We start from the raw sequence: 24854 nt of genomic DNA, 5'->3' as shown, positions 1-24854 counted from the left end.
ACAGCAAGGTCCGTTCCCGTCGAGGGCGTTCGGCTAAGTTGACGAGATGAGCACCATTCAGGTCATGGGCGCCTACACCGCCTCCGCCGTGCGCGCGGCCGAAGCCCCGCTGCTCGAGGCCGGGGCTCCCCTCATGCAAGAGGCGGCCGCGGCGTTGGCCGAGGTGATCCGCGCACAGCTGGTACAGCATCCGGGAACGGTTCTCGTGCTCGCCGGCGCCGGCGACAACGGCGGTGATGCGCTCTACGCGGTGGCCGGTGTGGCCGCTCTCGCGCCCGTCGACGTGGTGCTGACGTCGGATCGCGTGCACCGCGCGGCGCTTGCGGCGGCCATCGCCGCGGGCGCGACGATCCGCAACGCGGCCGATGTCAGCTCGCGACCCGATACCTACGCCCTCGTGATCGACGGCATCCTCGGCATCGGCGCGGCCGCCGACTCCCGGTTGCGGGGTGTCGGACGCGCTGTCGTCGAGACACTGCTCGTCGCCCTGAAGGGCTCCCGCACCGCCGTCATCGCGGTCGACGTGCCCAGCGGGCTCCACCCCGACCACGGCTCCGCAGACGCGGCGGTTCTTCCCGCAGACATCACGGTCACCTTCGGAGCGGTGAAGGCCGGTCTCGTGCGCGGTCGCGGTCCGGAACTGGCGGGGGAGGTGCGGGTCGTCGACCTGGGCCTCGGGCCGGGTCTTGCCCGCGTGCACCCCGCGGTCACGGGTCCCGTCGCAGCCGTGAGCATCCCTGCCCGGGTCCGCACCTGACGGCGCGATCGAGCCCCCGCGTCAGACGGCCACCGCGACGAGACCGAGTTCGACGGCGGAGACCAGCCGAGGATGCTGCGGCACGACACGCACCGCGTACCCGAACGGTCCGGTCGCGTCGAGGTCGAGGTCTCCTTCGAACACCGTCGCCCCGTCGGCCTCGCCCACGGCCGCGAGGACGACGACTCGGCGGTCCGCGCCGAGTCGTCCCTCGCCGTCGATGGCTCCCGAGATGAGCTGCACGGCGACGTCGTCGGACGAAAGCCCCGCGAGGTCGACATTCGCCCGCACCGTGAGACGGTCGCCCGCGCGCGCCTGTGCCGAGATCGCCGTCGCGTCGACCGCGCGCACGCCTACGTGCGGCCATGCCTGGCGCACCCGCGCGATGAAGCCCGCGAGCTCAGCCGCTCCCGCGAAACCGTCGGCGCTCAGCGCCCGGTCGTTCTCTGCGGCCGGAGCGTACAGGCGCAGAACGTAGTCGCGCACCATGCGGTCACTCGTGGCCTTCTGACCGAGATCGGTCATCGTGTGACGCACGCGCTCGAGCCATCCGAGCGGAATCCCGCCCTCGCGCTCGTAGTACATGGGCACGAGCTGGTGTTCGATGAGGTCGTACAGAGCGGATGCTTCCGCGTCGTCGCGCTCATCGTCGTTGGCCGCGGTGTCGGCTGTCGGGATCGCCCACCCGTTCTGGCCGTCGTACCACTCATCCCACCAGCCGTCCAGGATCGACAGGTTCAGGGCGCCGTTGAGCGCAGCCTTCATGCCCGAGGTGCCGCTCGCCTCGAGCGGACGCACGGGGGTGTTGAGCCACACGTCGCAGCCCGGGTAGAGGGTTTTCGCGAGGGTGATGTCGTAGTCGGGGAGGAACACGATGCGCTCTCGAACGCGCGGGTCGCGGCTGAATCGCACCAGCTGCTGGATCAGCGTCTTGCCCGAGTCGTCGGCGGGGTGCGACTTGCCGCCGATGACGATCTGGATGGGCCGCTCGGGGTCTGTCAGCAGGCGGGTGAGACGCTCGGGGTCGCGAAGCATCAGCGTCAGGCGCTTGTAGGTCGGCACACGGCGCGCGAAGCCGATGGTGAGAACCTCGGCGTCGAGAACGCTCGCCGTCCACGAGGCCGTCGAAGACGAGGCCGCCGCGCTCAACCGCCGCCGTGCTTCGGCGACGAGCTCCTGCTTCATCTCGGCGCGCACGCCCCAGAGCGCGCCGTCGGTGACCGCGTGGCTGTCGCGCCAATCGTGGTCAGCGGTCAGTGCATCGCCGAAGCCCCTCTCGCTGAGCGCCTTCAGCGCCGGGTGCACCCAGGTCGGAGCGTGCACACCGTTCGTGATGGAGGCGATCGGAACCTCGTCCGTGTCGATGCCGGGCCACAGGGCGCCGAACATCCCACGGCTCACCTTCCCGTGAAGAAGCGAGACACCGTTGGCATGCTGCCCGAGGTGCAGCCCCAGCACAGCCATGTTGAACACCTCGGGGTCGCCGCCCTCGTAGTCCTCGAGTCCGAGGGCCAGGGCACGGGCGCCGTCGAGACCGACCAGCAGGTCACCCGAGAGGTAGTCGGCGACGAGCGCGCGGGAGAAACGGTCGATGCCGGCCGGAACGGGCGTGTGGGTGGTGAAGACCGTGGAGGCCCGCACCTGGGCGAGGGCGACATCGAAGGAGAGGCCCTTCCGCGTGACCAGTTCCGACATGCGTTCGAGGCCCTGGAACCCGGCGTGGCCCTCGTTCGTGTGGTACACGTCGGGGGTCGGGCGACCCGAGAGTCGGCTCCAGGCGCGCACGGCGCGAACCCCACCGATCCCGAGGAGCAGTTCCTGATGCAGGCGGTGCTCGCCGCCGCCGCCGTAGAGCCGGTCGGTCACACGGCGGAGGTCTTCGGTATTCGACGGTGTCTCCGCATCCAGAAGCAGCAGCGGGATGCGTCCGATGTCGGCGACCCAGATGCGGGCGAAGAGCGTGCGACCGGCGGGCAGCGCCAGCGAGATCTCGACGGGTGAGCCGTCCGGCTCCTGCAGGGGCCGCAGGCCGAGGCCGTACGGGTCGAGCACCGGATAGCTCTCACGCTGCCACCCGTCGTCGCCGATCGACTGACGGAAGTATCCGGCGCGGTAGAAGAGTCCGACACCGGTGAGCGGAACGCCGAGGTCGGAGGCGCTCTTGAGGTGGTCGCCGGCGAGGATCCCGAGACCGCCCGAGTACTGCGGCAGAGAACCGTCGACGCCGAACTCGGGCGAGAAATAGGCGATGTGCGCGGGCTTCGGCTCGGGGAGTCCCTGGAACCACCGGTCGCCCGTCAGGTAGGTCTGGAGTCTCTCGTCTTCAGCTCGAACGCGCGACACGAACTCTTCGTCGGCCGCGAGCTCGTCGAGTCGGGACTGACCGATCGTGCCCAGCAAGCGCGAAGGGTTCTCCTCGACGCGAACCCAGAGGTCGGGGTCCATGGTGGCGAACAGCGAGGCGGTCGCACGGCTCCACGACCACCGCCAGTTGGTGGCCAGCCGGTCGAGCGGCGCGAGGGCCGGTGAGAGGACGGGACGAACGGTAAACGTGCGGAGAGCCTTCACGCGAGCGATTGTAGGGGATCGCCCCGAACCCCACGAGGCCTGATCAGCGGGCGGATGCTTCGGACTACGCTGGCGTCATGGCACTTGCACGATTGACTGGCGGGCCGCTCGACGGCCAGGTGATTCCCCTCGAAGACGACGTCGATGACTCGATGATCGTTCCCTACGGCGAAGGACAACTGGTCTACCGCCGCAGCGGTGACCTCGCGAACACGGGGGAGTCCGATGGCCCCACCGAGGCCGTCTTCACCTACGACGAAGCGACCCAGGACATCAACCCGAACGAAGACGGACGCGACGATTGACCGCTCCGGCCTCGTCCGAACCCACCCGTTCCATCGAGGTCGAGCGTAAGTACGACGTCGTCGCCGACACGGAGTTACCCGACTGGTCGGCTCTGCCCGGCGTCACGCGGGTCGGTTCCCCGGAACTCCGCGAGCTCGACGCACGATACTTCGACTCCGCGGAGCTCGATCTGGCGCGTGCGCGCGTCGCGGTCCGTCGCCGCGAGGGCGGGCCCGACGCGGGCTGGCACGTCAAGGCCTCCGCCGCCGAGGGTCGCTCCGAATGGGGATGGCCGTTGGACGCGGGCGAAGAGTCCGCGGTGCCGGCCGCGATCGAAGAAGCCGTGGCCGAGTGGGCGCGACCCCCGTTCACCCCGCTGGCGCGCATTCGCAACACGCGCACGGCATACGCCCTGCTCGACACCGACGGCGGCGAGGTCGCTGAGTTCGTCGACGACCGCGTGCGCGGTCGCGCCGAGCGCACGGGTGCCGAGACCTCGTGGCGCGAGTGGGAGGTCGAGCTCGGCCCCGCGGCGCCCACGAGTGAAGCGGACCGCGAAGCCTTCTTCGCCGCGGTCGACGCGGCGGTGGCGGCTGTCGGCGGTCGGCCCGCGGCATCCGAGTCGAAGCTGGGCCGCGTGCTGGGCCACTGACCCGGTAACGCACCGGACCCTTCGACGAGGTCAGGGACCGGTGCTCACTGACCTCGGTCGCCGAGCCTGTCGAAGCGTCCGAAGACCGACACCCGGAAACACCGCGACGCCGCCCCCGGCTTCGTTGGGGCGGCGTCGTGGTGTGTCCAGTGTCAGATATTGATCATGTGTCCCGCAAGACCGTGGAACGCTTCCTGCACTGCTTCCGACAGGGTCGGGTGGGTGTGCACGTTGCGTGCCGCCTCGAGAGCGGTCAGGTCCCACTTCTGCGCGAGCGTGAGCTCGGGGAGCAGTTCTGAGACGTCGGGGCCGATGAGGTGGCCGCCGAGGAGCTCGAGGTGCTCCGCGTCGGCGATCAGCTTGACGAAGCCGATCGGCTCGCCCAGACCGTTCGCCTTGCCGTTCGCCGAGAACGGGAACTTGGCGACCTTCACGTCGTGGCCCGCGTCGCGCGCCTGCTGCTCGGTCAGACCGAAGCTCGCAACCTGCGGAGAGCAGAACGTCGCGCGCGGCATCATGCGGTAGTCGCCCAGCGTCTGCGTCTCGGCCTTGCCGATCGTCTCGGCCGCGACGATGCCCTGGGCTTCGGCGACGTGCGCGAGCTGCAGCTTCGCGGTGACGTCACCGATCGCGAAGATGTGCGGCACGTTGGTGCGCATGTAGTCGTCGATGGCGATGGCGCCACGCTCGGTGAGTTCTACGCCGGTTGACTCGAGGCCGTAGCCCTCGACGCGCGCGGCGAACCCGATCGACATGAGCACGCGGTCGGCCTCGATCGAGCCCTGCGCACCGTCTTTCGCGGTGTACGTGACGGTGACCTTGTCGCCCGAGTCGACCACGGTCTCGACCTTGGTCGAGGTGAGGATCTCGACGCCGAGCTTCTTGTACTGCTTCAGGATCTCCTTCGAGATCTCGATGTCTTCGTTCGGAAGCGCACGGTCGAGGAACTCGATGATCGTGACCTTGACGCCGTAGTTCGTCAAGACGTAGGCGAACTCCATGCCGATCGCACCGGCGCCGACGACGACCATCGACTCGGGGAGGTCGCGGTTGAGGATCTGCTCCTCGTACGTCACGACGTTCTTGCTCAGCGTCACGCCCGGAAGCAGACGCACCGTCGAGCCGGTCGAGATGATCGCATTGTCGAAGGTGACCCGCTCGGTCGACCCGTCGGTCTTGGCCACGTCGATGGTGTTCGCATCGGCGAAAGTGCCACGGCCGTCGTACTCGGTGACCTTGTTCTTCTTCATCAAGTAGTGGATGCCCTTGACGTGCGTCTCGGCCACCTTGCGGCTGCGGTCCCACGCGACGCCGTAATCGAACGAGACGTCACCGGAGATGCCGAACAGATCGGCCTGCGAGTGGAAGGTGTGCGCCAGGTTGGCGTTGCGGATGAGAGCCTTCGAGGGGATGCAGCCGACATTGAGGCAGACACCGCCCCAGTACTTCTCTTCGATGACTGCGACCGACAGACCGAGCTGGGCGCTGCGGACGGCCGCAACATACCCGCCGGGGCCGGCGCCGAGGATGACGACGTCGTAATGAGGCATGGTTCCAGCCTAGTCGTCGGTGCTGGTGCCGGAGCCTGCCGAGGCGCTGCCGCTGCGGCTGCGCGGGCGGATCACGAGCAGGTACAGGACGACCGCGATCACGGCCACGAGAACGATCGCACCGACGACCCACGGCAGCGGGCCGGCTGCGGAGGCGTCGGAGCCGGGGGCGGCCGTCGCCGACGGCTCCGGCGTCTCGGCGGGCGTCGTCATGGTCGTCATCGTGGGCTCGGGGCTCGCCGACGGTGTCGTTTCGGTCGGCTCGGGGGTCGGAACCGCCGCCCCCTCCACGGTGAACGCGAATTCGCCCGAGATGGGGTGACCGTCACTCGAGACGACACGCCAGAGAACCGTGATGGGGCCGGATGCTGCGCCCGTCAGGGCCTGCGTCACGAAGGTTCCGTCGACGACCGCCGGGCCGTCGGCGAGTGCCGTGCCCGCAGCATCCGTCACCTCGACGACATTCGCGCCACCGTCGCCGAGCAGCTCAGCGCTGAAGCCGAGAGTGATCTCGGACGGGAGGGCATCGAGGACGGCATCAGCCGAGGGGTCCGTCGAAACCAGCTGATCATGCGCAGAAACCGCCGAGACGGGGGCGAAAACGGCGAAGAGGGTCAACAGGCCGGCGGCCAGCACCCAGGGGGCCCGGCGGCGGGTGTGGGAAAGCAGAGAAGTCACCCCTCCAGCGTATCCGGGCGGTTCTCGCGGGTCTCGGCGCACTACTGTCATCCGATAAGGTTTGGGGAGCGAAGGAGGAGCTGTGGACGAGACCCGTCGACCCGAGCCGGAGGACGTGCGCCGCGGCTCAGACGAGAACGCTTCCGAGCGGCCCGCGCACGACATGACGCAGACGTTCGGACACGATTCCGACCTGTCGTTCATTCCCTTCGGTGCTGATCTGAGCGAGGCCGAACTCGAGGCGATCGGTTCGCTGCCCTCGCGCGCGGCTCTGCTGATCGTCCGTTCCGGTCCGGCTGCGGGTGCCCGCTACCTTCTCGACACCGACGTGACGACCGTGGGCCGTCACCCCGAGGCCGACATCTTCTTCGACGACGTGACCGTCTCGCGCCGCCACTCCGAGATCACCCGCGACGCGACACGGTTCGACATCGTCGACCAGCGTTCGCTGAACGGCACGTACGTCAACGGCGAGCGTGTCGATCGCTCCGCGCTGGTGAACGGCGCCGAGGTGCGGATCGGCAAGTTCCGCCTCAACTTCTTCGTTTCGCCCGCCGACCTGCAGCGGGCGGCCGACGCCTGATGCCGGCCGCATCCGCCCGTGGCCGGTCCACGGCGACCGCGGGTCTCCTCAGCATCGGCCAGGTTCTCGCCCGCCTCACACCGGATTTCCCGGCCCTGACGTCGAGCAAGCTGCGCTTTCTCGAAGTGCAGGGCATCGTCACGCCCACGCGTACCGAGTCGGGGTACCGCAAGTTCTCATCGGCCGACCTCGAGCGGCTGCGACTCGCGTTGACGCTGCAGCGCGACCATTACCTTCCGCTGTCGGTCATCCGCGAGTATCTGGCCGACGTCGACGCCGGCCGCGAACCGGCCTCCCCCTCGTCGGTGCCGTCGATCGTGCCGGCCCCGCGCCGGTACCGCCGCGACGAGCTGCTCTCGGCCGCCGGAGCGGCTACCCAGCTGCTGAACGACGCGATCTCGACGGGTGTCATCGTGGGGTCCGATTCGTACACCGAGCAGACCGTCACCCTGCTGCGGGCACTGGTCGCCCTCGACCGCCACGGAATCGAACCGCGCCACATGCGTTCGCTGCGCCAGAGCGCGGAGCGCGAAGCAGCGCTCATCGAGTCGGCGCTCTCGGCGCTTCTCCGCCGCACCGACGCGGCGTCGCGTGCGAGAGCGAACGAGCTCGCACCAGAGCTCGCGAAGCGGCTCGACGAGGTGCGGGCGATCTTCGTCCGCGGGGCTGTCGAGCGTCTGCTGCCGTGATGTTCTCGTGACCTTTGCGACACGCCGGAGCGCCCCGAGTGGATGTCATTGCCCGAGGCGCAGGGCTGTTCTAGCGTGGGGAGAAATCACATGGTGAGGAGGCACGACGGCATGGATGCTGGCAAAGCTGTCGGGGAACCTCGGTTCGCCGAAGACCTCCTCTTCACCGACGGTCTTCCCGAGATGGACGACGAGGTGGGCTACCGCGGTGCGGTGGCCGCTCGTGCCGCCGGGATCACGTACCGTCAGCTCGACTACTGGGCGCGCACCGAACTCGTCGAACCGACCGTTCGCGGGGCGAGCGGCTCAGGGTCGCAGCGCCTCTACGGATTTCGCGACATCCTCGTCTTGAAACTCGTCAAGCGCCTCCTCGACACCGGAATCTCGCTGCAGCAGATCCGCACAGCGGTCGACCAGTTGCGAGCATCCGGCATCCGCGATCTCGCGGGAACGACGCTGATGAGCGACGGGGCCTCGGTCTACCTGTGCACGTCGAACGATGAGGTCATCGACCTCGTCAGCCGCGGCCAGGGCGTCTTCGGAATCGCCGTCGGCAAGGTGCTGCGCGAGGTCGAGACCACTCTCGTCGACTTCGACGCCACCGCGATCGATGCGGTCGACGAGCTCGCTGCACGCCGCACGAAGCGCACGGCCTGACGACGCTTCGCCGGGTCAGCGTCGGCGACGCATGCCCCCGGCGTCGGCCTGCGGCCGGCGCCTCCCGCCAGTCTCGATGCCAGCGTCGCCGACGCTGACCCGGCTCCGGAAACGAGTGATCCCTGAGCTTGTCGAAGGGCCCGCGGGCCGTGGCCTCTACGCTTTGGCGTCGCCGGGGACGGGGATGCGCCCGGTGCGCATGATGCGATCGAGCAGTGCGTCGAAGTCGGCGGCGAGCTCCTGAGCCGAGTCGCCGGGCCAGACGTGCAACGGCTTCGCAGCGCCTTGAGCCTGCTGCAGCGACGTGCGCTCGGGAAGCTGAGGGTTGAGGACCAGCGGACCGAACATGTCGCGCAGTTCTTTGATGCGGAACTGATGCTCGATCGACTGCGGGCGCACGCGGTTGACGACGACGCCCAACGGCTGGAGGCGGGGGGAGAGGCCTCGGCGAATCTCCTCGATCGCTCGAAGCGCACGGTCGGCCGCAGCGACGGAGAACAGCCCGGGTTCGGTGACGACGATGACGCGGTCACTCGCGGCCCAGGCCGTGCGGGTCAGCGCGTTGAGCGAGGGGGCGCAGTCGATGAGCACGAGGTCGTAATCCGCCTCGATGGTCGCGAGTGCCTCTTCGAGCTTCCAGACGTCGCGCACGCTCGGGTGCGGGCCGTCGAAGTTGATGGCCGACGGGCTGCCGATGAGGACATCGATCGTGCCGGGGTGCACCTTGGCCCACCCCGAAGAGGTGATCGCCTGACGGACTACCTTCTCGCGCGGATTCGCCAAGACGTCGGCGACGTTGAGGCGCCCCGCGACCTGGATATCCATGCCGGTGGAGACATCCGACTGGGGGTCGAGGTCGACGACGAGGGTCCGGACTCCACGAGCGAACGCCGCGGAAGCCAGCCCGAGCGTCACGGTGGTCTTGCCGACCCCGCCTTTGAGCGAGCTGACCGAGAGAACATGCACGATCCCTTACGTTACCTTCCCCTAGGCTGTGAACACACTTTGCCTCGTTCCGTCGGCCGCTCAGTGAGGTGCGCATGTTCCGGAAGATCCTCGTCGCCAATCGCGGAGAGATAGCGATCCGCGCGTTCCGTGCGGCCTACGAAGTGGGTGCGCGGACCGTCGCGGTGTTCCCCTATGAGGACCGCAGTTCGCTTCACCGGCTGAAGGCCGACGAGGCATACCTCATCGGCGAACGCGGTCACCCCGTGCGCGCTTACCTCGACGTCGCCGAGATCATCCGCGTCGCGAAAGAAGCCGGCGCCGACGCGATCTACCCCGGCTACGGCTTTCTCTCCGAGAATCCCGAACTCGCCGAGCAGGCCGCCGCATCCGGCATCACGTTCATCGGTCCTCCGGCTGCCGTGCTCGAGATGGCGGGCAACAAGGTCACCGCGAAAGAGCACGCCGTCGCTGCGGGTGTCCCCGTGCTGCGGTCCACCGCTGCATCCGACGACATCGACGTTCTCGTGGCTCAGGCCGACGAGATCGGCTTCCCCCTGTTCGCGAAGGCCGTGGCCGGTGGCGGCGGGCGGGGAATGCGTCGCGTGGCGGATGCGGCCGAGCTCGCCCCCGCTCTGGCCGAGGCCATGCGCGAGGCGCAGAGCGCATTCGGTGACGCGCGCATGTTCCTCGAGCAGGCCGTGCAGCGCCCGCGTCACATCGAAGTGCAGATCCTCGCAGATCAGGCGGGCGAGACCGTTCACCTGTTCGAGCGGGACTGCTCGGTGCAGCGACGTCACCAGAAGGTGATCGAGATCGCGCCGGCGCCGAACCTCGACGACGGCGTCCGCAACGACCTGCACCGCTATGCCGTGGCCTTCGCCCGATCGATCGGCTACCAGAACGCGGGCACCGTCGAGTTCCTGCTCGAGACGGCCGGCCCTCGGGCGGGCGAGGTCGTCTTCATCGAGATGAACCCCCGCATCCAGGTCGAGCACACCGTGACAGAAGAAGTCACCGACGTCGACCTCGTGCAGTCGCAGATGCGCATCGCGGCGGGTCAGACGCTCGGCGAACTCGGTCTCAGCCAGGGCGAGATCCGCCTGCGCGGTGCGGCCCTCCAGTGCCGCATCACGACGGAGGACCCCACCCAGGGCTTCCGCCCTGACACGGGCAAGATCACGACCTACCGGTCGCCCGGGGGAGCAGGCATCCGTCTCGACGGCGGCACGACCGCCGCCGGCTCTCAGGTCAGCCCGCATTTCGATTCGATGCTCGCCAAACTCACCTGCCGGGGTCGCGACTTCCCGGCGGCTGTGGCCCGTGCCAGACGCGCACTGGCGGAGTTCCGCATCCGTGGCGTCTCCACCAACATCCCCTTCCTTCAGGCGGTTCTCGATGACCCGGCGTTCGTCGCCGGCGACGTCAGCACCGCCTTCATCGAAGAGCGCCCCGACCTGCTGCGCGGGCGGGAGTCGAAAGACCGCGGCACGAAGATGCTGAACTGGCTCGTCGACGCGACGGTGAACCGGCCGAACGGCGAGAACCCGCTGACCGTCGAACCGCGAGCGAAGCTGCCGACCCTCGACCTGACGACGCCGCCACCCGCCGGATCGCGGCAGCGGCTGCAGGAGCTCGGCCCGGCGGGGTTCGCTCGTGCCCTGCGCGAGCAGACGGCGCTGGCCGTCACCGACACGACGTTCCGCGATGCCCACCAGTCGCTGCTCGCCACGCGTGTGCGCACCCGCGACCTCGCCACCGTCGCGCCCTACGTCGCCCGGATGACCCCTCAGCTGCTCTCGGTCGAGGCGTGGGGCGGCGCGACGTACGACGTCGCGCTGCGCTTCCTCGGTGAAGACCCGTGGGAGCGGCTCGACGCGCTCCGCACCGCACTGCCGAACATCGCGCTGCAGATGCTGCTGCGCGGGCGGAACACCGTCGGCTACACGCCCTACCCGACCGAGGTCACCGATGCGTTCGTGGCCGAGGCGGCAGCATCCGGGGTCGACATCTTCCGCATCTTCGACGCGCTGAACGACGTCTCGCAGATGCGCCCCGCCATCGATGCCGTCCTCGCATCGGGCACGGCGGTCGCCGAGGTGGCGGTCTGTTACACCGGCGACCTGCTCGACCCCGCAGAAGAGCTGTACACGCTCGACTACTACCTGCGGCTGGCCGAGCAGATCGTCGATGCCGGCGCGCACGTGCTCGCGGTGAAGGACATGGCGGGGCTCCTGCGCCCGGCCGCCGCATCGCGCCTGGTCTCGGCGCTGCGCGAACGTTTCGATCTGCCCGTCCACGTGCACACGCACGACACCGCCGGGGGCCAGCTCGCGACCCTGCTCGCCGCCTCGGCTGCGGGGGCGGATGCTGTGGACGCGGCGGCCGCGCCCCTCTCGGGCACCACCAGCCAACCCTCCCTCTCGGCTCTCGTGGCCGCGATGGCCCACACCGAGCGAGACACCGGCCTCGATCTGGGCGCGGTGTCCGACCTCGAGCCGTACTGGGAAGCGGTGCGCCACCTCTATCGCCCGTTCGAGTCGGGCCTTCCGGGGCCCACCGGTCGGGTCTACCGCCACGAGATCCCCGGCGGGCAGCTGTCGAACCTCCGCCAGCAGGCCATCGCGCTCGGGCTCGCCGACGACTTCGAACTGATCGAAGACATGTACGCCGCGGCGAACCGCATTCTCGGCCGCGTGCCCAAGGTCACGCCGTCGTCGAAGGTGGTCGGCGACCTGGCGCTGCACCTCGCGGCCGTCCGGGCCGACCCCCGCGACTTCGAGGCGCACCCCGAGAAGTACGACGTGCCCGATTCGGTGGTCGGATTCATGGCCGGCGAGCTCGGCGATCTGCCGGGGGGCTGGCCCGAACCGTTCCGCACCAAGGTGCTCGCGGGCCGCGACGTCAAGATCGGCGTCACACCGCTGAAGCCGGAGCAGTCCCGCGCACTCGGCGGCTCATCGGACGACCGGCGCGGCGCGCTCAACGCACTGCTGTTCCCCGGTCCGTCGCGCACCTTCCGCGAGCTGCGCGACGCGTACGGCGACCTCAGCGTGCTCGACACGGCCGACTACCTCTACGGACTCGTTCCGGGGGCCGAGCACGTGGTCGAGATCGAGAAGGGCGTGCAGCTGTTCGTGGGGCTCGAAGCGATCGGCGAGGCCGACGACAAGGGCATGCGCACGGTCATGACCACGTTGAACGGTCAGTTGCGGCCGGTGTTCGTCCGCGACAAGTCGATCTCGGTCGACGCGCGGCAGGTCGAGAAGGCCGACACCTCGAAGCCGGGCCAGGTCGCGGCGCCGTTCTCGGGTGTCGTGACCGTGAAGATCGCCGTCGGAGACAAGGTCGAAGCCGGACAGCCCGTCGCATCGATCGAGGCGATGAAGATGGAGGCGGCCATCACCGCACCCGTCGGTGGAGTGATCGAACGGCTCGCGATCGGTGCCACTCAGCAGGTCGACGCTGGCGACCTTTTGGTCGTCATCCGCCCCGCGCAGTAACCTGAGGGGATGGGCGCTCGCGCCCTATCCCCGTTTGGAGACCCGCAGTGACGCCCGATCGACACGACGAGAACCCGCCGGAAGACGCCGAACACGGCGTTCTCTCCGACGCTGGCAGCCTCGATTCCGCCGGCATCGGCATTCTCGGAACAGCGACCGCGCAGTTGCGCGTGAGCCTCCCGCTCACCTCTGACGACGACCTCGACGATGACGACGACGTCATCGGAGACGAGATCGAGATCGACCAGATCCCGACCGCCGACGTCATCCTCGAAGACCTGCCGATGGCGGTGTCCGACGGTGTCGACGACGTCCACGACGCGGAAGAGGTGAACGACGAGGCCTCCGATGAGGTCGAGTCCGACGCATCCGAGTCGTCCAGGTCGGTGTTCTTCAGCCCAGCGCCGCTCGACGACGCGGTGGACGTAGAAGCGGTGGACCACGGCCATCACGCTGACGACCAGCCGGTCGTCGTCGAGGGGCCCGAGGCCGAGTCCAGCGTCGCCGCGGACGCCGCGTCCGAGCCGTCGACCGAGGTCGAGACGCCCGTCGTCGATGCACCCGCAATGGATGCACCCGCGGTCGACGCACCCGACGAAGCGACGGCCGAGCCCGGCAGTATCGCGGAGTCGACAGAGACCGCGCCCGTTACGTCTCCCGCCTCGAACGTTTCGGTGCCCCCCGTCGCCCCGGTCACGAACTCCGTACCGACGACGCGCCGGGAGGCGCACCACACCGGGGCGCACCAGCGCATCGAACGCGACCATGCCGCGGAACGCGTGACGACCCGCGAGCCCGAACTCGTGCTCGCGTCGAAGCGCCTCGGCGAGTTCGACGCCGGCCGCGAAAGCCCCGACCTCCTGACGTCCGACCGCCTGCTCGACCCCGCGCAGCTGACCCGCCCCGAACCCGAGGGTCTCTGGCAGCAGCTCGTCTACTCGGTCTCGGGTCATCGCATCAACCTCGGCGACGGTCCGAAGGCGCGCGCGCGGAAAGAGCTCGACCGCCGGATCGCCGCGCCCCTCTCGGGCGGAGCGCGGTTCGTCCCGGTGCTGTCGCGCAAGGGCGGCGTCGGCAAGACGACCGTCACCGCGCTCCTCGGGATGGCGCTCGCCGATGCGCGCGACGACCGCGTGATCGCCGTCGACGCCAACCCCGACCGCGGTACCCTCGCCGACCGCATCTCGCGGACGAGTTCGCGCACCGTGCGAGACCTGGTTCGCGCGCGCGACGACGTCACCGGGTACGGCGACATCTCGGCGATCGTCGCTCGAGACGAGACCCGACTCGACGTGCTCTCGTCCGATGCCGACCCGCGCGTGTCGGAGGCGTTCAACGACCGCGACTACCGTGACGTGGCGGTTCTCGCCGCGCACTACTACTCGCTCGTTCTCACCGACACGGGCACCGGTATCGTGCACTCGGTGATGGGCGCGACGCTCGACCTGGCCGACCAGCTCGTGATCGTGGCCGGCCTCAGCGTCGACGAGGCTCGTCTGGCCTCCGAGACCCTCACCTGGCTCGAGACCAACGGGTACGCCCGTCAGGCGCGGGAGGCCGTGGTCGTGCTCAACAACGCCCGCCCCGGTGCGCCGTTGGTGCGCGAGAGCGAACTCGAGGCGCACTTCCGTACGCGCGTGCGCTCGGTGGTCCGGGTTCCCTACGACACCGCCATCGGCACCGGGAGCGCGATCGTTTTCCGCGATCTGCAGCCGGCCACGCTGAAGGCCGCACGCGAGCTCGCCGCGGCCGTCATCGCCGGGCTCCGCGCCGCCCCCGAGGCCGCCTGAGCATGCCCGTCCGCCCCATCCGCCTCTTCGGCGACCCCGTACTGCGTGCACCGAGCGCGCCCATCGGCGACATCGACGACGGCGTGCGCGCTCTCGTACGCGACCTCGTCGACAGCGTGGAGGCCCCCGGACGCGCGGGGGTCGCCGCCCCGCAGATCGGTGTCGGGCTGCGCGCCTTCAGCTACAACGTCGACGGGGTCATCGGGTACATCCTGAACCCGGTGCTCGTCGAGACGCGGGGCGAACCCGAACTCGTCGGCGAGGGCTGCCTGTCGATCCCCGGTATCTGGCACGAGGCACTCCGCCACCCGTACGCCAAGGTGACGGGGCTCGACCTGGACGGCGCCGAACTGGTTCTCGAGGGGGAGGGGCTGATGGCGCAGGCGCTCCAGCACGAGACCGATCACCTCGACGGGATGCTGTTCCTCTCGCGCCTGCCGGCGGAAACGCGCCGGCAGGCGATGCGGGAGATCCGCGAGTCCGACTGGTTCTGACGGTCTCGGCGGCGGCGGATGCCTCGCGTCAGCCCAGGGAGATGTTCGTCGTCGATACCGGCACCGTGTAGAGATCTTCGATCTCGTCGGCGAAGTCGGTGACGATGACGTTGCGCTTGATGCTGAGCTTCGGCGTCAGGTGGCCGCTCGCCTCGGTCCACTCCGTGGAGAGGATCGCGAACTTCCGGATCGACTCGGCGCGAGAGACGTTCGCGTTCGCGGCGTCGATGGCGCGCTGCACTTCGGCGTGGACCGCCGGGTTCTTCGCAGCATCCGTCAACGAGAGCTCGGCGGGGAGACCGTTGTTGCGCAGCCACGCGGGCAGCATCTCGGGGTCGAGGGTGACCAGGGCCGAGATGAACGGTTTCTGATCGCCGACGACCACGACCTGGCCGACGATGGGGTTCGCACGGATCGGATCCTCGAGAACGGCCGGCGCGACATTCTTGCCGCCCGCGGTGACGATGATCTCTTTCTTGCGGCCGGTGATGGTCAGGAACCCCTCATCGTCGAAGGCACCGATGTCGCCGGTGCGGAACCAGTCGCCGTCGAACGCCTCAGCGGTGGCCTCGGGGTTGCGCCAGTACTCCTTGAACACGTTGACCCCGCGCACCTGGATCTCGCCGTCGTCCGAGAGCCGCACACCGACGCCCGGGAGCGCGGGCCCCACGGTGCCGATCTTCGAGCGCGTGGCGAGGTTGACCGTCGCGGGGGCTGTCGTCTCGGTCAGGCCGTACCCCTCGAGGATCACCACGCCGAGGCTGTGGAAGAAGTGACCGAGCCGCGGACCGAGGGGGGCCGAGCCGCTGACCGCGTAGACGACCCTGCCGCCCATCGCCTCGCGGAGCTTGCTGTAGACGAGCTTGTCGAACAGGGCGAACTTGATCTTCAATCCCAACGGAATGCGCTTGCCGTCCTGGAGCAGCCGTGAGTGCTCGACGGCTGCCGCTGCGGCGGTGCGGAAGATCTTCCCCTTGCCACCGGCCTCGGCTTTCTGCTCCGCGGAGTTGTAGACCTTCTCGAACACCCGTGGCACGGCGAGGAGATACGTGGGTTTGAACGAGCCGAGCGCCGGGAGGAGCTGCTTCGTATCGGGCTGGTGACCCGTCTTCACACCGGCATGCACGTTCAGTATCGAGATGAAGCGCGCGAACACGTGTGCCGTGGTGATGAAGAGGAGCGTCGATGCCCCGGGGACGTCGACGACCTCGCGCAGTGCCTTGCCGGAGTTGCGCGACAGTTCGACGAAGTTGCTGTGGGTGAGCACGCAGCCTTTGGGTCGACCGGTCGACCCGGAGGTGTAGATGAGGGTCGCGATGTCGCTGCCGACCGCGAGATTGCGTCGACGCTCGATCTCGGCGTCGTCGACCGAAGACCCCTGTGCGACGAGGTCGTCGAGGTCGCCGCCGTGCATCGACCACACGTCGCGCAACAGCGGCAGCTCACCGCGCACCTCGTCGACACGCGAGGAATGCTCCGGGGACTCCACGATGCAGGCGATCGCACCGGAGTCGGACAGGATCCACTGCACCTGCGCGGCAGAGCTGGTCTCGTACACGGGCACCATCACGGCACCGGCGAAGAACAGGGCGAAATCGACCAGGGTCCAGTCGTAGGTGGTTCGGGCGAGGAAGCCCACCTTGTCGCCGGGTTGGATGCCGACCGCGGCGAAGCCCTTGGCCAGGGCGATAACTTGGCGGTGGAATTCCGCGGCGGAGATGTCGCGCCACCCGGTGCCGTCGGGGACGGCGAAGAGGGGACGGTCGGGGCTCGCAGCAACGCGGTCGACCAGCAGATCGCTCACATTGGCCTGCGGGTCTGCGGGGACGACGGGAGGAACATCGAACTGGATCACGGCAACTCCTTCGGTACCGGTCGGGTGGACGATTGGAGTCTATCCGGTGGCCTCTCGGCAACGTTCGGAGGCCGCGCGCCTTGGCTAGACTTCACAGGCCGTCGCGCGGGCGTCGGCCGGAAGGGACAACGAGGTGCTCAACGTCGGAATCGACATCGGCGGAACCAAGATCGCCGGTGGCGTCGTCGACGCCGAGGGTCGCGTCATCGAGAAGCTGCGGGTCGACACACCGGTCGATGCCGAGGCTCTGCTCGACGCGGTCGTCGACATGGCCACCCACCTGCGACGTGCGCACCGCGTCACCGGCATCGGCGTGGCCGCCGCCGGATTCATCGACCGCGCCCGTCGGTCGGTCATCTACGCCCCGAACATCAACTGGCGCGACGAGCCGCTGCGTGCGCGTCTCGAAGCTCGACTCGCGGCCCCCGTCACCATCGAGAACGACGCGAACGCGGCGGGCTGGGGCGAATTCCGCTTCGGCGCGGGTCGCGGTGTCTCCGACATGGTGATGCTCACGATGGGTACGGGCGTCGGCGGCGCCATCGTCGCCGAGGGCAATCTCTACCGCGGCGGCAACGGCATCGCCGCCGAACTCGGTCACATGCGCTTCATCCGCGGCGGGCTGCCGTGCGGATGCGGCCAGAGCGGATGCTTGGAGCAATACGCCTCCGGACGCGCCCTGCAGCGCGAGGCACTGGCGATCGCCGACGACGACGCCATCGGTGCCGGGCTCGCCGCCCTCCGCGACGAGCGGGGCACGATCGAAGGGCCGGCGATCTCCCGGCTCGTCCTCGCCGGAGACCCCGGCGCCGTCGAGGCGTTGCGGCGGGTCGCCACGGCACTCGGCGAGGCCTGCGGCGGGTTCCAAGCCGTGCTCGACCCCGAGCTGTTCGTCATCGGCGGGGGAGTCGCCCAGCTCGGCGACGATCTTCTGACGCCGGTGCGCCTCGCCTACGAGACGTCGCTCCCCGGCTTCGGCGACCGGCCGGTGGCCGACTTCACCATCGCGCGCCTCGGTAACGACGCCGGGCTCATCGGGGTCGCCGACCTCGCCGGAAGGGACCGCTGACGATGTTCTACTGGCTCATGAAGTACATCGTGATCGGGCCCGTCCTGAAAGCGATCTTCCGGCCGTGGATCGTGGGTCGTCGCAACATCCCCACCGACGGTCCGGCGATCCTCGCGAGCAACCATCTGTCGTTCGCCGACTCGATCTTCCTGCCGCTCATGATCGACCGGCCGATGGCCTTCCTCGCGAAGAGCGACTACTTCACCGGTAAGGGCATCAAGGGCTGGGCGACCCGCATCTTCTTCAAGGCGACAGGGCAGATCCCTATCGACCGTTCCGGCGGAAAAGCGTCGGAGGCGTCTCTGAACACCGGACTCGCGGTGCTCGGTCGCGGCGACCTCCTCGGCATCTACCCCGAGGGCACCCGCAGCCCGAGCGGAAAGCTGTACCGGGGACGCACCGGCCTCGCGCGCATGGCGCTCGAGGCGAGGGTTCCCGTGGTTCCGGTCGTGATGGTCGACACCGACACGATCCAGCCCATCGGTCAGCGCATTCCTCGCATCGGTCGCGTGGGCATCGTCATCGGCGAGCCGCTCGACTTCTCGCGGTTCGCCGGTATGGAGGGCGACAGATACATCCTGCGCTCGGTGACCGACGAGATCATGGTCGCGCTTCAGCGCCTCGGCGAGCAGGAATACGAAGACGTCTACGCGTCGACCGTGAAAGACCGGATCGCCGCCGCACAGGCCGCGGCCCCGCCCGTCTCGGCTCGCTAGACTTCAGGGATGCTCACTCAGCCCGACGCACTCGACCACTGGCGCTCACTGCCGATCAAGCAGCAGCCGCAGTGGTATGACGCCGACGCGGTGACCGCAGCATCCGACGAACTCGCGATCCTTCCCCCGCTCGTCTTCGCGGGCGAGGTCGACCAACTGCGTGAGCGCCTCGCGCGCGCCGCATCGGGTCGCGCCTTCCTGCTGCAGGGCGGCGACTGCGCCGAGACCTTCGCCGGTGCGACGGCCGAGCAGATCCGCAACCGCATCAAGACGGTGCTGCAGATGGCGGTCGTCCTGACCTACGGCGCTTCGATGCCCGTGGTGAAGATGGGACGCATGGCCGGGCAGTTCGCGAAGCCCCGCTCGAGCGACACCGAGACGCGCGGCGACGTCACCCTGCCCGCGTACCGCGGCGACATCGTCAACGGCTACGACTTCACCGAGGCCTCCCGCCGCGCCGACCCCGCTCGGCTGCTCAAGGGGTACCACACGGCAGCATCCACCATCAATCTGATCCGGGCGTTCACGCAGGGCGGGTTCGCCGACCTCCGTGAGGTGCACAGCTGGAACCAGGGGTTCGCGAAGAACCCCGCGAACCAGCAGTACGAGCGCCTCGCCGGCGAGATCGACCGCGCCATCAAGTTCATGGAGGCGGCGGGCGCCGACTTCGAAGAGCTCAAGCGCGTGGAGTTCTACACAGGTCACGAGGGCTTGCTGATGGACTACGAGCGGCCCATGACGCGGATCGACTCGCGCACCGGCACGCCGTACAACACCTCGGCGCACTTCGTCTGGATCGGTGAGCGCACGCGCGACCTCGACGGCGCGCACGTCGACTACTTCTCGAAGATCCGTAACCCCATCGGCGTCAAGCTCGGCCCGTCGACGACGCCCGAGACGGCGCTCGCGCTGATCGACAAGCTCGACCCCGACCGCGAACCAGGACGCCTGACGTTCATCACGCGCATGGGCGCGGGCAAGATCCGCGACGCCCTGCCGCCGCTCCTCGAGGCCGTGCGCGATTCCGGGGCGACCCCGCTCTGGGTCACTGATCCCATGCACGGCAACGGCATCACGACGCCGACCGGGTACAAGACGCGTCGCTTCGACGACGTCGTCGACGAGGTTCGCGGCTTCTTCGAGGCGCACCGGGCGTCCGGCACGTTCCCCGGCGGCATCCACGTCGAGCTCACCGGCGACGACGTGACCGAGTGCCTGGGCGGGTCGGAGCACATCGACGAGGCCTCCCTCGCGACGCGTTACGAGAGCCTGTGCGACCCGCGTCTGAACCACATGCAGAGCCTCGAGCTCGCGTTCCTGGTGGCTGAGGAGCTCGAGAAGCTCTGACCCACGGCTCCGACACAGGAGCATCGCCGAGGACGGGTCGATTCCGCGCGGATCGCGTTGTTCTCGGCGATCGTCCTGTACTCGGGAGATGCCGCGGGTCAGAGGAGCCGATGCTGCGGCGTCAGCCAGTGACGGTGAGCTGCAGGTATACGTTGGTGCCCGCGACGCGCTGCGATCCGGCGGCGGGATCTTGGCTCGTCACCTTGGTCAGACCGTCGGGGGCGGCGTTCCAGAACAGAGCCCAGTCCGCGGTGAAGCCGTCGGCTTCGAGGGCAGCCTTCGCGGCGTCGCGGGTCATCCCGACGACATCGGTCACGGGGAACAGGGGCGGACCGAGCGAGACGATCAACGTCACGGTGTCACCGGGGCGCCAGTTGGCGCCGTCGTCGCGCTCGACCATTCCGAGCACAACGCCCGCCGCCGCGTCATCGTCGTAGACCTCGCGCGAGTCGTCGGAGACGATGAGGTCGACGTTCGAGAGAGTGCGCCTCGCCTCGCCCTCGCCCATTCCTCGAACGCCCGGAACGGGGCCGTTCGAGACGGCGAACGAGATGGTGTCGCCCTCGAATGATGCGCAGCCGTTGGTGCAGTCGACGGCATCGCCGCCGCCGCGGGGGGTCAACGACGCGTAGATGACGCTGTCGGCGTCGGCCTCGGTGAATTCGCGGGGCACGTCGTCGGAGACATTCAGATTGAGGGCGTCGACGATGCCGCGGGCTTCGTCGATATTCGCTCCCGCCAAAGAGGGGATCTGCTGAGGCCTCGGTCCGCTGGAGACCAGCACGGTGACCGCCGAGTCGCGTTCCACGCGTTCACCGGGGCCGGGGCTCGTGTCGACGACGACACCCGCCGGAACGCTGAAGTCGGGCACGTCTTCTTGCACGGCGATGAGTGAATCCTCGAGGAGGCGGGACTGCGCCTCCGCGAACGTCACACCCTCGACCGCCGGCACCCCGACGAGAGAGCCCGGGCCCGAGCCGAACCACCAGCCGGCGCCGGCCGCGAGGCCGGTGAGGAGGATCACGAGGGTGAAGAGCCAGGCCCCGCGTGCCGCGCGACGACGCGTCGCGATCCGCAGCTGGGCGGCGTTGTCGGTTTCGTCGATGGTCGCAGTCGGACCCGTCGGCGCAGCGGGGCCGGCCGGCAGCACCTTCGTGTATCCGCCCGAGTCGAACGACTCGTCTTCGACGGCGGTGCCCACCGCGACGGCCCGCGCGACCTGCGGTGCGACGCCGAGATCGCGTTCGATGTCTCGGAGGCGCTGCAGCATCACCGAGGCGTCGATGGGGCGGTCGTCGGGCACCTTCTCGGTCGACCACAGCACGAGCTCGTCGAGCTGCTCGGGGACGCTGGGGTTCTTCGCACTGGGGCGCGGCACCGAGTCGGTCGCGTGCTGGAAGGCGATCTGCATCGGCTGCTCGCCCTTGTAGGGCTGCTCACCGACGAGCATCTCGTAGAGCAGGATGCCGAGGGAGTAGATGTCGCTCCGGGCATCGGCGGTTCCGCGGGTGACCAGTTCGGGAGCGAGATACGCGATGGTTCCCATCAGCATCGCGCCGCTCGCCGTGTTGGCGGTCGTGGCGCGAGCGAGGCCGAAGTCGCCGATCTTGATGCGTCCGTCTTCGGCCAGAAGGATGTTCTCGGGCTTCACGTCGCGGTGGACGATGCCGGCGCGGTGCGCGGCGGCGAGGCCCGAGAGCACGGCATCCATGATCGTGATGGTCTGCGGGACGCTCAATCGCTTCTGCTCGCGCATCAGCTCGCGCAACGTGATGCCGGGCAGGTACTCCATGACGAGATAGGCCATCTCGCCGTCCTGGCCCTGATCGAACACGTTGACGACGTGCGGGTCGGCCAGACGTGCGGCGGAGCGGGCCTCCTGGATGAACCGGCTCTGGAACACGGTGTCATCGCTGAGGTGCCCGTGCATGACCTTCAGAGCGACCCTGCGCTCGAGTCGCATGTCGGTGGCCACGTATACGGTCGCCATACCGCCGCGCGCGATGCGCGCGCGCACCCGGTATCGGCCGTCTACGAGACGGCCGATCAGCGGGTCGGTCTGCTGACTCGTGCTCACGCTCAGAGTCTACGGAGCGGCCCCTGTGAGCCGGGGGAGCGGCTCACCGCCGTTATCCACCTGTGCCCGAAGCCGGGCCCGACGTTCTGGCCGAGCCGTCACCGCAGCGCGGCGAGCCAGAGGGCAGCGGGGGCCTCCCACTGCGCGTAGCGCTCGGGGTAGGCCGAGATCTGCACCGCCTGCGCCGCATCGGCGTAACTCATCGCCTCCCAGCCCGAAATGTCGAGGAGTCCCCGCGTGCGGGAACCGTTCGGATCCGAGGGACCCCCGTAGAACGCGCGCACCGATCGGGTGGGGTCGCTGACCTCCGCCGCCGTTCCCCATCCCGCGACCGGCCGCTGCTGGAACAGTCCGAGCGAGTCGCGGTCGCCCCAGTCGAGGTTCCGCAGCCACGATTCCTGCATGGCCGTGCCGAGTGCGACCGCGATGCCGCGGTCGGGAACGCCGAGCTCGCGACCGACGCGCACGATGAGCTGCGCGTTCGCGACCTGCTCGGCATCGAGACCGTCGATGACGGGCGGTGCGGATACGGCAGCGCCCGCGGGCACGCTGATGACCTGGCCCGGGTAGATGATCGACGCCCGATCGAGGCCGTTCGCTGCGAGAACCGCGTCGGTCGTGAGGCCGTGGGCGCGCGCGATTCCGCTGATCGTGTCGCCGGCGCGGATCGTATAGGCGGCGGCGGAGGAGGGTGCCGGCGCAGCCGGAGCCGAGACCGGCGGGGTGGGAGCCGCCTCCGTGCCGGCGAGGTGCAGCTTCTGGCCCGGCATGATCACGGAGGACCATCCGAGCCCGTTGCTCTGGAGCACATCGGCGGTTCTCAGCCCGTGGCGCGCGGCGATGGAACTCACCGTGTCGCCCGGGGCGACGGTATACGCCGCATCCGCGGCGTGGGCTGCATCGGGGGCGACCGATAGGGCGATCGCTCCGACGATGGCGACGGGCAGGCCGGTGCGGGCGCTCGTCATGGACTTCTGGGCATGGCTGACGACGTGTCGACGCATGGGGGGGACATCCGTTCTTCCGACTCCGGGTACCGTGTCACGGATGTCTACGTGTGTCAACGGAAGTGGCGTGTGGGGCGCATGTGAAAGCGGACCCGCCCTGCCGGGTGAGATAGTGGCATCGTGACCGGCGCGACCTTCGAAACCACATGGCTCTCCCTTCCCGACCTGGTGGAGGCGACGGGCGAGCCTCTCAGCCGCATCCGCCGCCTGCTCGACGAGCGCCAGCTCATCGGCTCGCGTCGAGAGGGCTCGCTGAAAGTACCCGCCGCTTTCCTCGTCGAGGGCGAGCCGCTGGGCTCGCTTCGTGGCACGGTCATCGTGCTCCACGACAGGGGATTCACCGACGACGAGGCCATCGACTGGCTCCTCGCGCCGGAGGACTCCATCGGAATGCCGCCCCTCGAGGCTCTGCGTGCAGGCCGTAAGAGCGAGGTGCGCCGGGTGGCGCAGTCGTTGGGTTGACTCGCGGACGGTGAGGCTCTCGCGCTCGGCTCAGGCTGACCTGGTCGTCGCCGCGCGGGCGAGGTCGCGCAGTTCGCCCCTGGCCTCGTCGCCGAGCCTCGCCCCCGACAGGGCTCTGTCGGCGGTGCGGGCGTAGTCGACGATGAGCTCTTCGACGCGTCCGAGCGCTCCGGTGTCGACGATCGTCGACTGCAGCGACGCGATCTGGGCGTCGTCGAGCGTGGGGTCGCCGATGAGTTCATCGAAGACGCGTCGCGAGCTCGCGGGCAGAGCCTCGCGCGCGAAGGCGACGAGAACCGTGCGCTTGCCCTCGCGCAGATCGTCGCCCGACGGCTTGCCGGTCACGGCGGCGTCGCCGAAAACTCCCAGCACGTCGTCGCGCAGTTGGAAGGCCATTCCCACCGGGTGACCGAACGCGGACAGAGCCTCGTGCTGCGCGTCGTCGGCATCGGCGAGAGCCGCCCCGATGAGGAGCGGCTGCTGGATGCTGTAGCGGGCCGATTTCAGCGACGCGACGCGCAGGGCACGCTCGGCGTGCTCGTCGTCGGGCTGGGTGACGAAGGCGGATTCCTCGGCGATGTCGAGGAACTGACCCACGGTGACGTCGCGGCGCATGCGTGCGTACTCCGCCCGTGCGGCCGATGCGGTGGCCTGCGGCCTCGTGACCAGACCCTCCTCGAGGAGGTCGTCGCTCCAGGCGACGAGGAGGTCGCCGAGCAGGATCGCGCTGGAGCGACCGAACGCGCCGGCGTCGCCGTGCCAGTGCGACTCGCGGTGCACGGCTTCGAGCGCGCGGTGGGTGGCGGGCCGCCCGCGGCGGGTGTCGGAGTTGTCGATGAGGTCATCGTGGACGAGTGCCGCGGCGTGGAAGACCTCCAGGGCCGCTGCGGCGGCGATCACCCCTTCGGGGGCGGATGCTGCGGGGCGTCCGCCCGCCTCGGCCACCGCGCGCCAACCCGTCAGGCAGAACCGGGCGCGAAGCCGCTTGCCCCCGCGGAGCGCGTCGGCCGCGACCGCGGTGAACCGTTCGGCTTCGTCGCCCATGGCTTTCGCCGAGAGGGTCTGCGAGCCGACGAAAGTGTCGAGTCGCTGGGAAACAGCCTCGATGGGATCCGGGGAGGGCAGCACGGGCCTAGCCTAGTGATCAGCCGCCCGCGTAGAATCGTCGGC

The 24854-nt window shown here is 69.1% G+C and carries 21 protein-coding genes; 13 read left to right on the top strand and 8 right to left on the bottom strand.

Annotated features, from left to right (window positions below; genetic code table 11):
- The first annotated feature begins 46 nt into the window (after positions 1–46).
- Positions 47–757, top strand: a complete 711-nt coding sequence (locus ACFXQA_RS12245; RefSeq protein WP_394520119.1) for an NAD(P)H-hydrate epimerase — start codon at positions 47–49, stop codon at positions 755–757.
- 21 nt (positions 758–778) lie between these two features.
- Here ACFXQA_RS12245 and glgP read toward each other — a convergent pair whose 3' ends face one another.
- Positions 779–3325 carry an alpha-glucan family phosphorylase gene (gene glgP / locus ACFXQA_RS12240; protein WP_394520118.1) on the bottom strand — a complete coding sequence of 849 codons (2547 nt, stop codon included), beginning with the start codon at positions 3323–3325 and terminating at the stop codon, positions 779–781.
- 77 nt (positions 3326–3402) lie between these two features.
- On the opposite strand from glgP, the gene ACFXQA_RS12235 reads away from it, so the two are divergent.
- Positions 3403–3630, top strand: coding sequence for a response regulator (locus tag ACFXQA_RS12235; protein WP_394520117.1), 228 nt, complete (start codon positions 3403–3405; stop codon positions 3628–3630).
- Positions 3627–4262 carry a CYTH domain-containing protein gene (locus ACFXQA_RS12230; RefSeq protein WP_394520116.1) on the top strand — a complete coding sequence of 212 codons (636 nt, stop codon included), beginning with the start codon at positions 3627–3629 and terminating at the stop codon, positions 4260–4262. The genes ACFXQA_RS12235 and ACFXQA_RS12230 overlap by 4 nt, the downstream gene beginning before the upstream one ends.
- A 152-nt stretch (positions 4263–4414) precedes the next feature.
- On the opposite strand, the gene lpdA is transcribed toward ACFXQA_RS12230, so the two are convergent.
- On the bottom strand, positions 4415–5812 hold the full coding sequence (lpdA, locus tag ACFXQA_RS12225; protein ID WP_394520115.1) for a dihydrolipoyl dehydrogenase: 1398 nt from the start codon (positions 5810–5812) through the stop codon (positions 4415–4417).
- Between the two features lie 9 nt (positions 5813–5821).
- Entirely contained in the window at positions 5822–6490 is a 669-nt protein-coding gene (locus ACFXQA_RS12220; protein ID WP_394520114.1) for a copper resistance CopC family protein, read from the bottom strand.
- Between the two features lie 82 nt (positions 6491–6572).
- On the opposite strand from ACFXQA_RS12220, the gene ACFXQA_RS12215 reads away from it, so the two are divergent.
- The 3 genes from ACFXQA_RS12215 (at position 6573) to ACFXQA_RS12205 (ending at position 8419) form a co-directional block, all read left to right on the top strand.
- Entirely contained in the window at positions 6573–7073 is a 501-nt protein-coding gene (locus tag ACFXQA_RS12215; protein ID WP_394520113.1) for an FHA domain-containing protein, read from the top strand.
- Positions 7073–7762 (top strand): transcriptional regulator FtsR, encoded by a 690-nt coding sequence (ftsR, locus tag ACFXQA_RS12210; RefSeq protein ID WP_394520112.1) that lies wholly within the window; start codon positions 7073–7075, stop codon positions 7760–7762. Before ACFXQA_RS12215 ends, ftsR begins: the two co-directional genes overlap by 1 nt.
- Positions 7763–7873: 111 nt before the next feature.
- Positions 7874–8419 carry a MerR family transcriptional regulator gene (locus ACFXQA_RS12205; RefSeq protein ID WP_394520111.1) on the top strand — a complete coding sequence of 182 codons (546 nt, stop codon included), beginning with the start codon at positions 7874–7876 and terminating at the stop codon, positions 8417–8419.
- Positions 8420–8575: 156 nt separating this feature from the next.
- On the opposite strand, the gene ACFXQA_RS12200 is transcribed toward ACFXQA_RS12205, so the two are convergent.
- Entirely contained in the window at positions 8576–9385 is an 810-nt protein-coding gene (locus tag ACFXQA_RS12200) for a ParA family protein (protein ID WP_394520110.1), read from the bottom strand.
- Between the two features lie 74 nt (positions 9386–9459).
- Here ACFXQA_RS12200 and ACFXQA_RS12195 point away from each other — a divergent pair, with 74 nt between their 5' ends.
- Genes ACFXQA_RS12195 through ACFXQA_RS12185 form a run of 3 tightly spaced genes read left to right on the top strand, consistent with a single transcriptional unit; the run spans position 9460 to position 15151 of the window.
- The gene (locus ACFXQA_RS12195; protein WP_394520109.1) at positions 9460–12867 is read left to right on the top strand and encodes a pyruvate carboxylase; all 3408 of its coding nucleotides are present in this window, start codon (positions 9460–9462) and stop codon (positions 12865–12867) included.
- Between the two features lie 47 nt (positions 12868–12914).
- Positions 12915–14657 carry a MinD/ParA family ATP-binding protein gene (locus ACFXQA_RS12190; RefSeq protein ID WP_394520108.1) on the top strand — a complete coding sequence of 581 codons (1743 nt, stop codon included), beginning with the start codon at positions 12915–12917 and terminating at the stop codon, positions 14655–14657.
- A 2-nt stretch (positions 14658–14659) separates the two neighbouring features.
- The gene (locus ACFXQA_RS12185; RefSeq protein ID WP_394520107.1) at positions 14660–15151 is read left to right on the top strand and encodes a peptide deformylase; all 492 of its coding nucleotides are present in this window, start codon (positions 14660–14662) and stop codon (positions 15149–15151) included.
- Positions 15152–15179: 28 nt separating this feature from the next.
- Here ACFXQA_RS12185 and ACFXQA_RS12180 read toward each other — a convergent pair whose 3' ends face one another.
- Complete coding sequence (locus ACFXQA_RS12180; RefSeq protein ID WP_394520106.1) at positions 15180–17006, bottom strand: AMP-dependent synthetase/ligase; 1827 nt, start codon at positions 17004–17006, stop codon at positions 15180–15182.
- 133 nt (positions 17007–17139) lie between these two features.
- Here ACFXQA_RS12180 and ACFXQA_RS12175 point away from each other — a divergent pair, with 133 nt between their 5' ends.
- The 3 genes from ACFXQA_RS12175 to ACFXQA_RS12165 are packed head-to-tail and all read left to right on the top strand — an operon-like array spanning position 17140 to position 20138.
- Positions 17140–18075, top strand: a complete 936-nt coding sequence (locus ACFXQA_RS12175) for an ROK family glucokinase (protein WP_394520105.1) — start codon at positions 17140–17142, stop codon at positions 18073–18075.
- Between the two features lie 2 nt (positions 18076–18077).
- Positions 18078–18791: a lysophospholipid acyltransferase family protein gene (locus tag ACFXQA_RS12170; protein WP_394520104.1), complete on the top strand. Its 714-nt coding sequence runs from the start codon at positions 18078–18080 to the stop codon at positions 18789–18791.
- 9 nt (positions 18792–18800) lie between these two features.
- Entirely contained in the window at positions 18801–20138 is a 1338-nt protein-coding gene (locus tag ACFXQA_RS12165) for a class II 3-deoxy-7-phosphoheptulonate synthase (protein ID WP_394520103.1), read from the top strand.
- Between the two features lie 121 nt (positions 20139–20259).
- On the opposite strand, the gene pknB is transcribed toward ACFXQA_RS12165, so the two are convergent.
- Both pknB and ACFXQA_RS12155 read right to left on the bottom strand, forming a co-directional pair.
- Positions 20260–22215 (bottom strand): Stk1 family PASTA domain-containing Ser/Thr kinase, encoded by a 1956-nt coding sequence (gene pknB, locus ACFXQA_RS12160; RefSeq protein ID WP_394520102.1) that lies wholly within the window; start codon positions 22213–22215, stop codon positions 20260–20262.
- A 98-nt stretch (positions 22216–22313) separates the two neighbouring features.
- Positions 22314–23219 carry a lytic transglycosylase gene (locus tag ACFXQA_RS12155; RefSeq protein WP_394520100.1) on the bottom strand — a complete coding sequence of 302 codons (906 nt, stop codon included), beginning with the start codon at positions 23217–23219 and terminating at the stop codon, positions 22314–22316.
- Positions 23220–23342: 123 nt separating this feature from the next.
- Here ACFXQA_RS12155 and ACFXQA_RS12150 point away from each other — a divergent pair, with 123 nt between their 5' ends.
- A complete protein-coding gene (locus ACFXQA_RS12150) occupies positions 23343–23684 on the top strand; it encodes an Rv2175c family DNA-binding protein (RefSeq protein WP_394520099.1) in 342 nt (113 codons plus the stop codon).
- A 30-nt stretch (positions 23685–23714) separates the two neighbouring features.
- Here the strand turns inward: ACFXQA_RS12150 and ACFXQA_RS12145 are convergent, their stop codons facing one another.
- On the bottom strand, positions 23715–24812 hold the full coding sequence (locus tag ACFXQA_RS12145; protein ID WP_394520097.1) for a polyprenyl synthetase family protein: 1098 nt from the start codon (positions 24810–24812) through the stop codon (positions 23715–23717).
- Positions 24813–24854: the final 42 nt, after the last annotated feature.

This window comes from Microbacterium shimangi, from assembly GCF_043556445.1.
Classification (GTDB): domain Bacteria; phylum Actinomycetota; class Actinomycetes; order Actinomycetales; family Microbacteriaceae; genus Microbacterium.
This window is presented reverse-complemented; position numbering and strand designations above follow the sequence as displayed.

Coding starts and splice junctions, on each gene's coding strand:
- ACFXQA_RS12245 (WP_394520119.1), top strand. CDS start 47: ATGAGCACCATTCAGGTCATGGGCGCCTACACCGCCTCCGCCGTGCGC.
- ACFXQA_RS12235 (WP_394520117.1), top strand. CDS start 3,403: ATGGCACTTGCACGATTGACTGGCGGGCCGCTCGACGGCCAGGTGATT.
- lpdA (WP_394520115.1), bottom strand. CDS start 5,812: ATGCCTCATTACGACGTCGTCATCCTCGGCGCCGGCCCCGGCGGGTAT.
- ftsR (WP_394520112.1), top strand. CDS start 7,073: ATGCCGGCCGCATCCGCCCGTGGCCGGTCCACGGCGACCGCGGGTCTC.
- ACFXQA_RS12205 (WP_394520111.1), top strand. CDS start 7,874: ATGGATGCTGGCAAAGCTGTCGGGGAACCTCGGTTCGCCGAAGACCTC.
- ACFXQA_RS12195 (WP_394520109.1), top strand. CDS start 9,460: ATGTTCCGGAAGATCCTCGTCGCCAATCGCGGAGAGATAGCGATCCGC.
- ACFXQA_RS12185 (WP_394520107.1), top strand. CDS start 14,660: ATGCCCGTCCGCCCCATCCGCCTCTTCGGCGACCCCGTACTGCGTGCA.
- ACFXQA_RS12170 (WP_394520104.1), top strand. CDS start 18,078: ATGTTCTACTGGCTCATGAAGTACATCGTGATCGGGCCCGTCCTGAAA.
- ACFXQA_RS12165 (WP_394520103.1), top strand. CDS start 18,801: ATGCTCACTCAGCCCGACGCACTCGACCACTGGCGCTCACTGCCGATC.
- ACFXQA_RS12155 (WP_394520100.1), bottom strand. CDS start 23,219: ATGCGTCGACACGTCGTCAGCCATGCCCAGAAGTCCATGACGAGCGCC.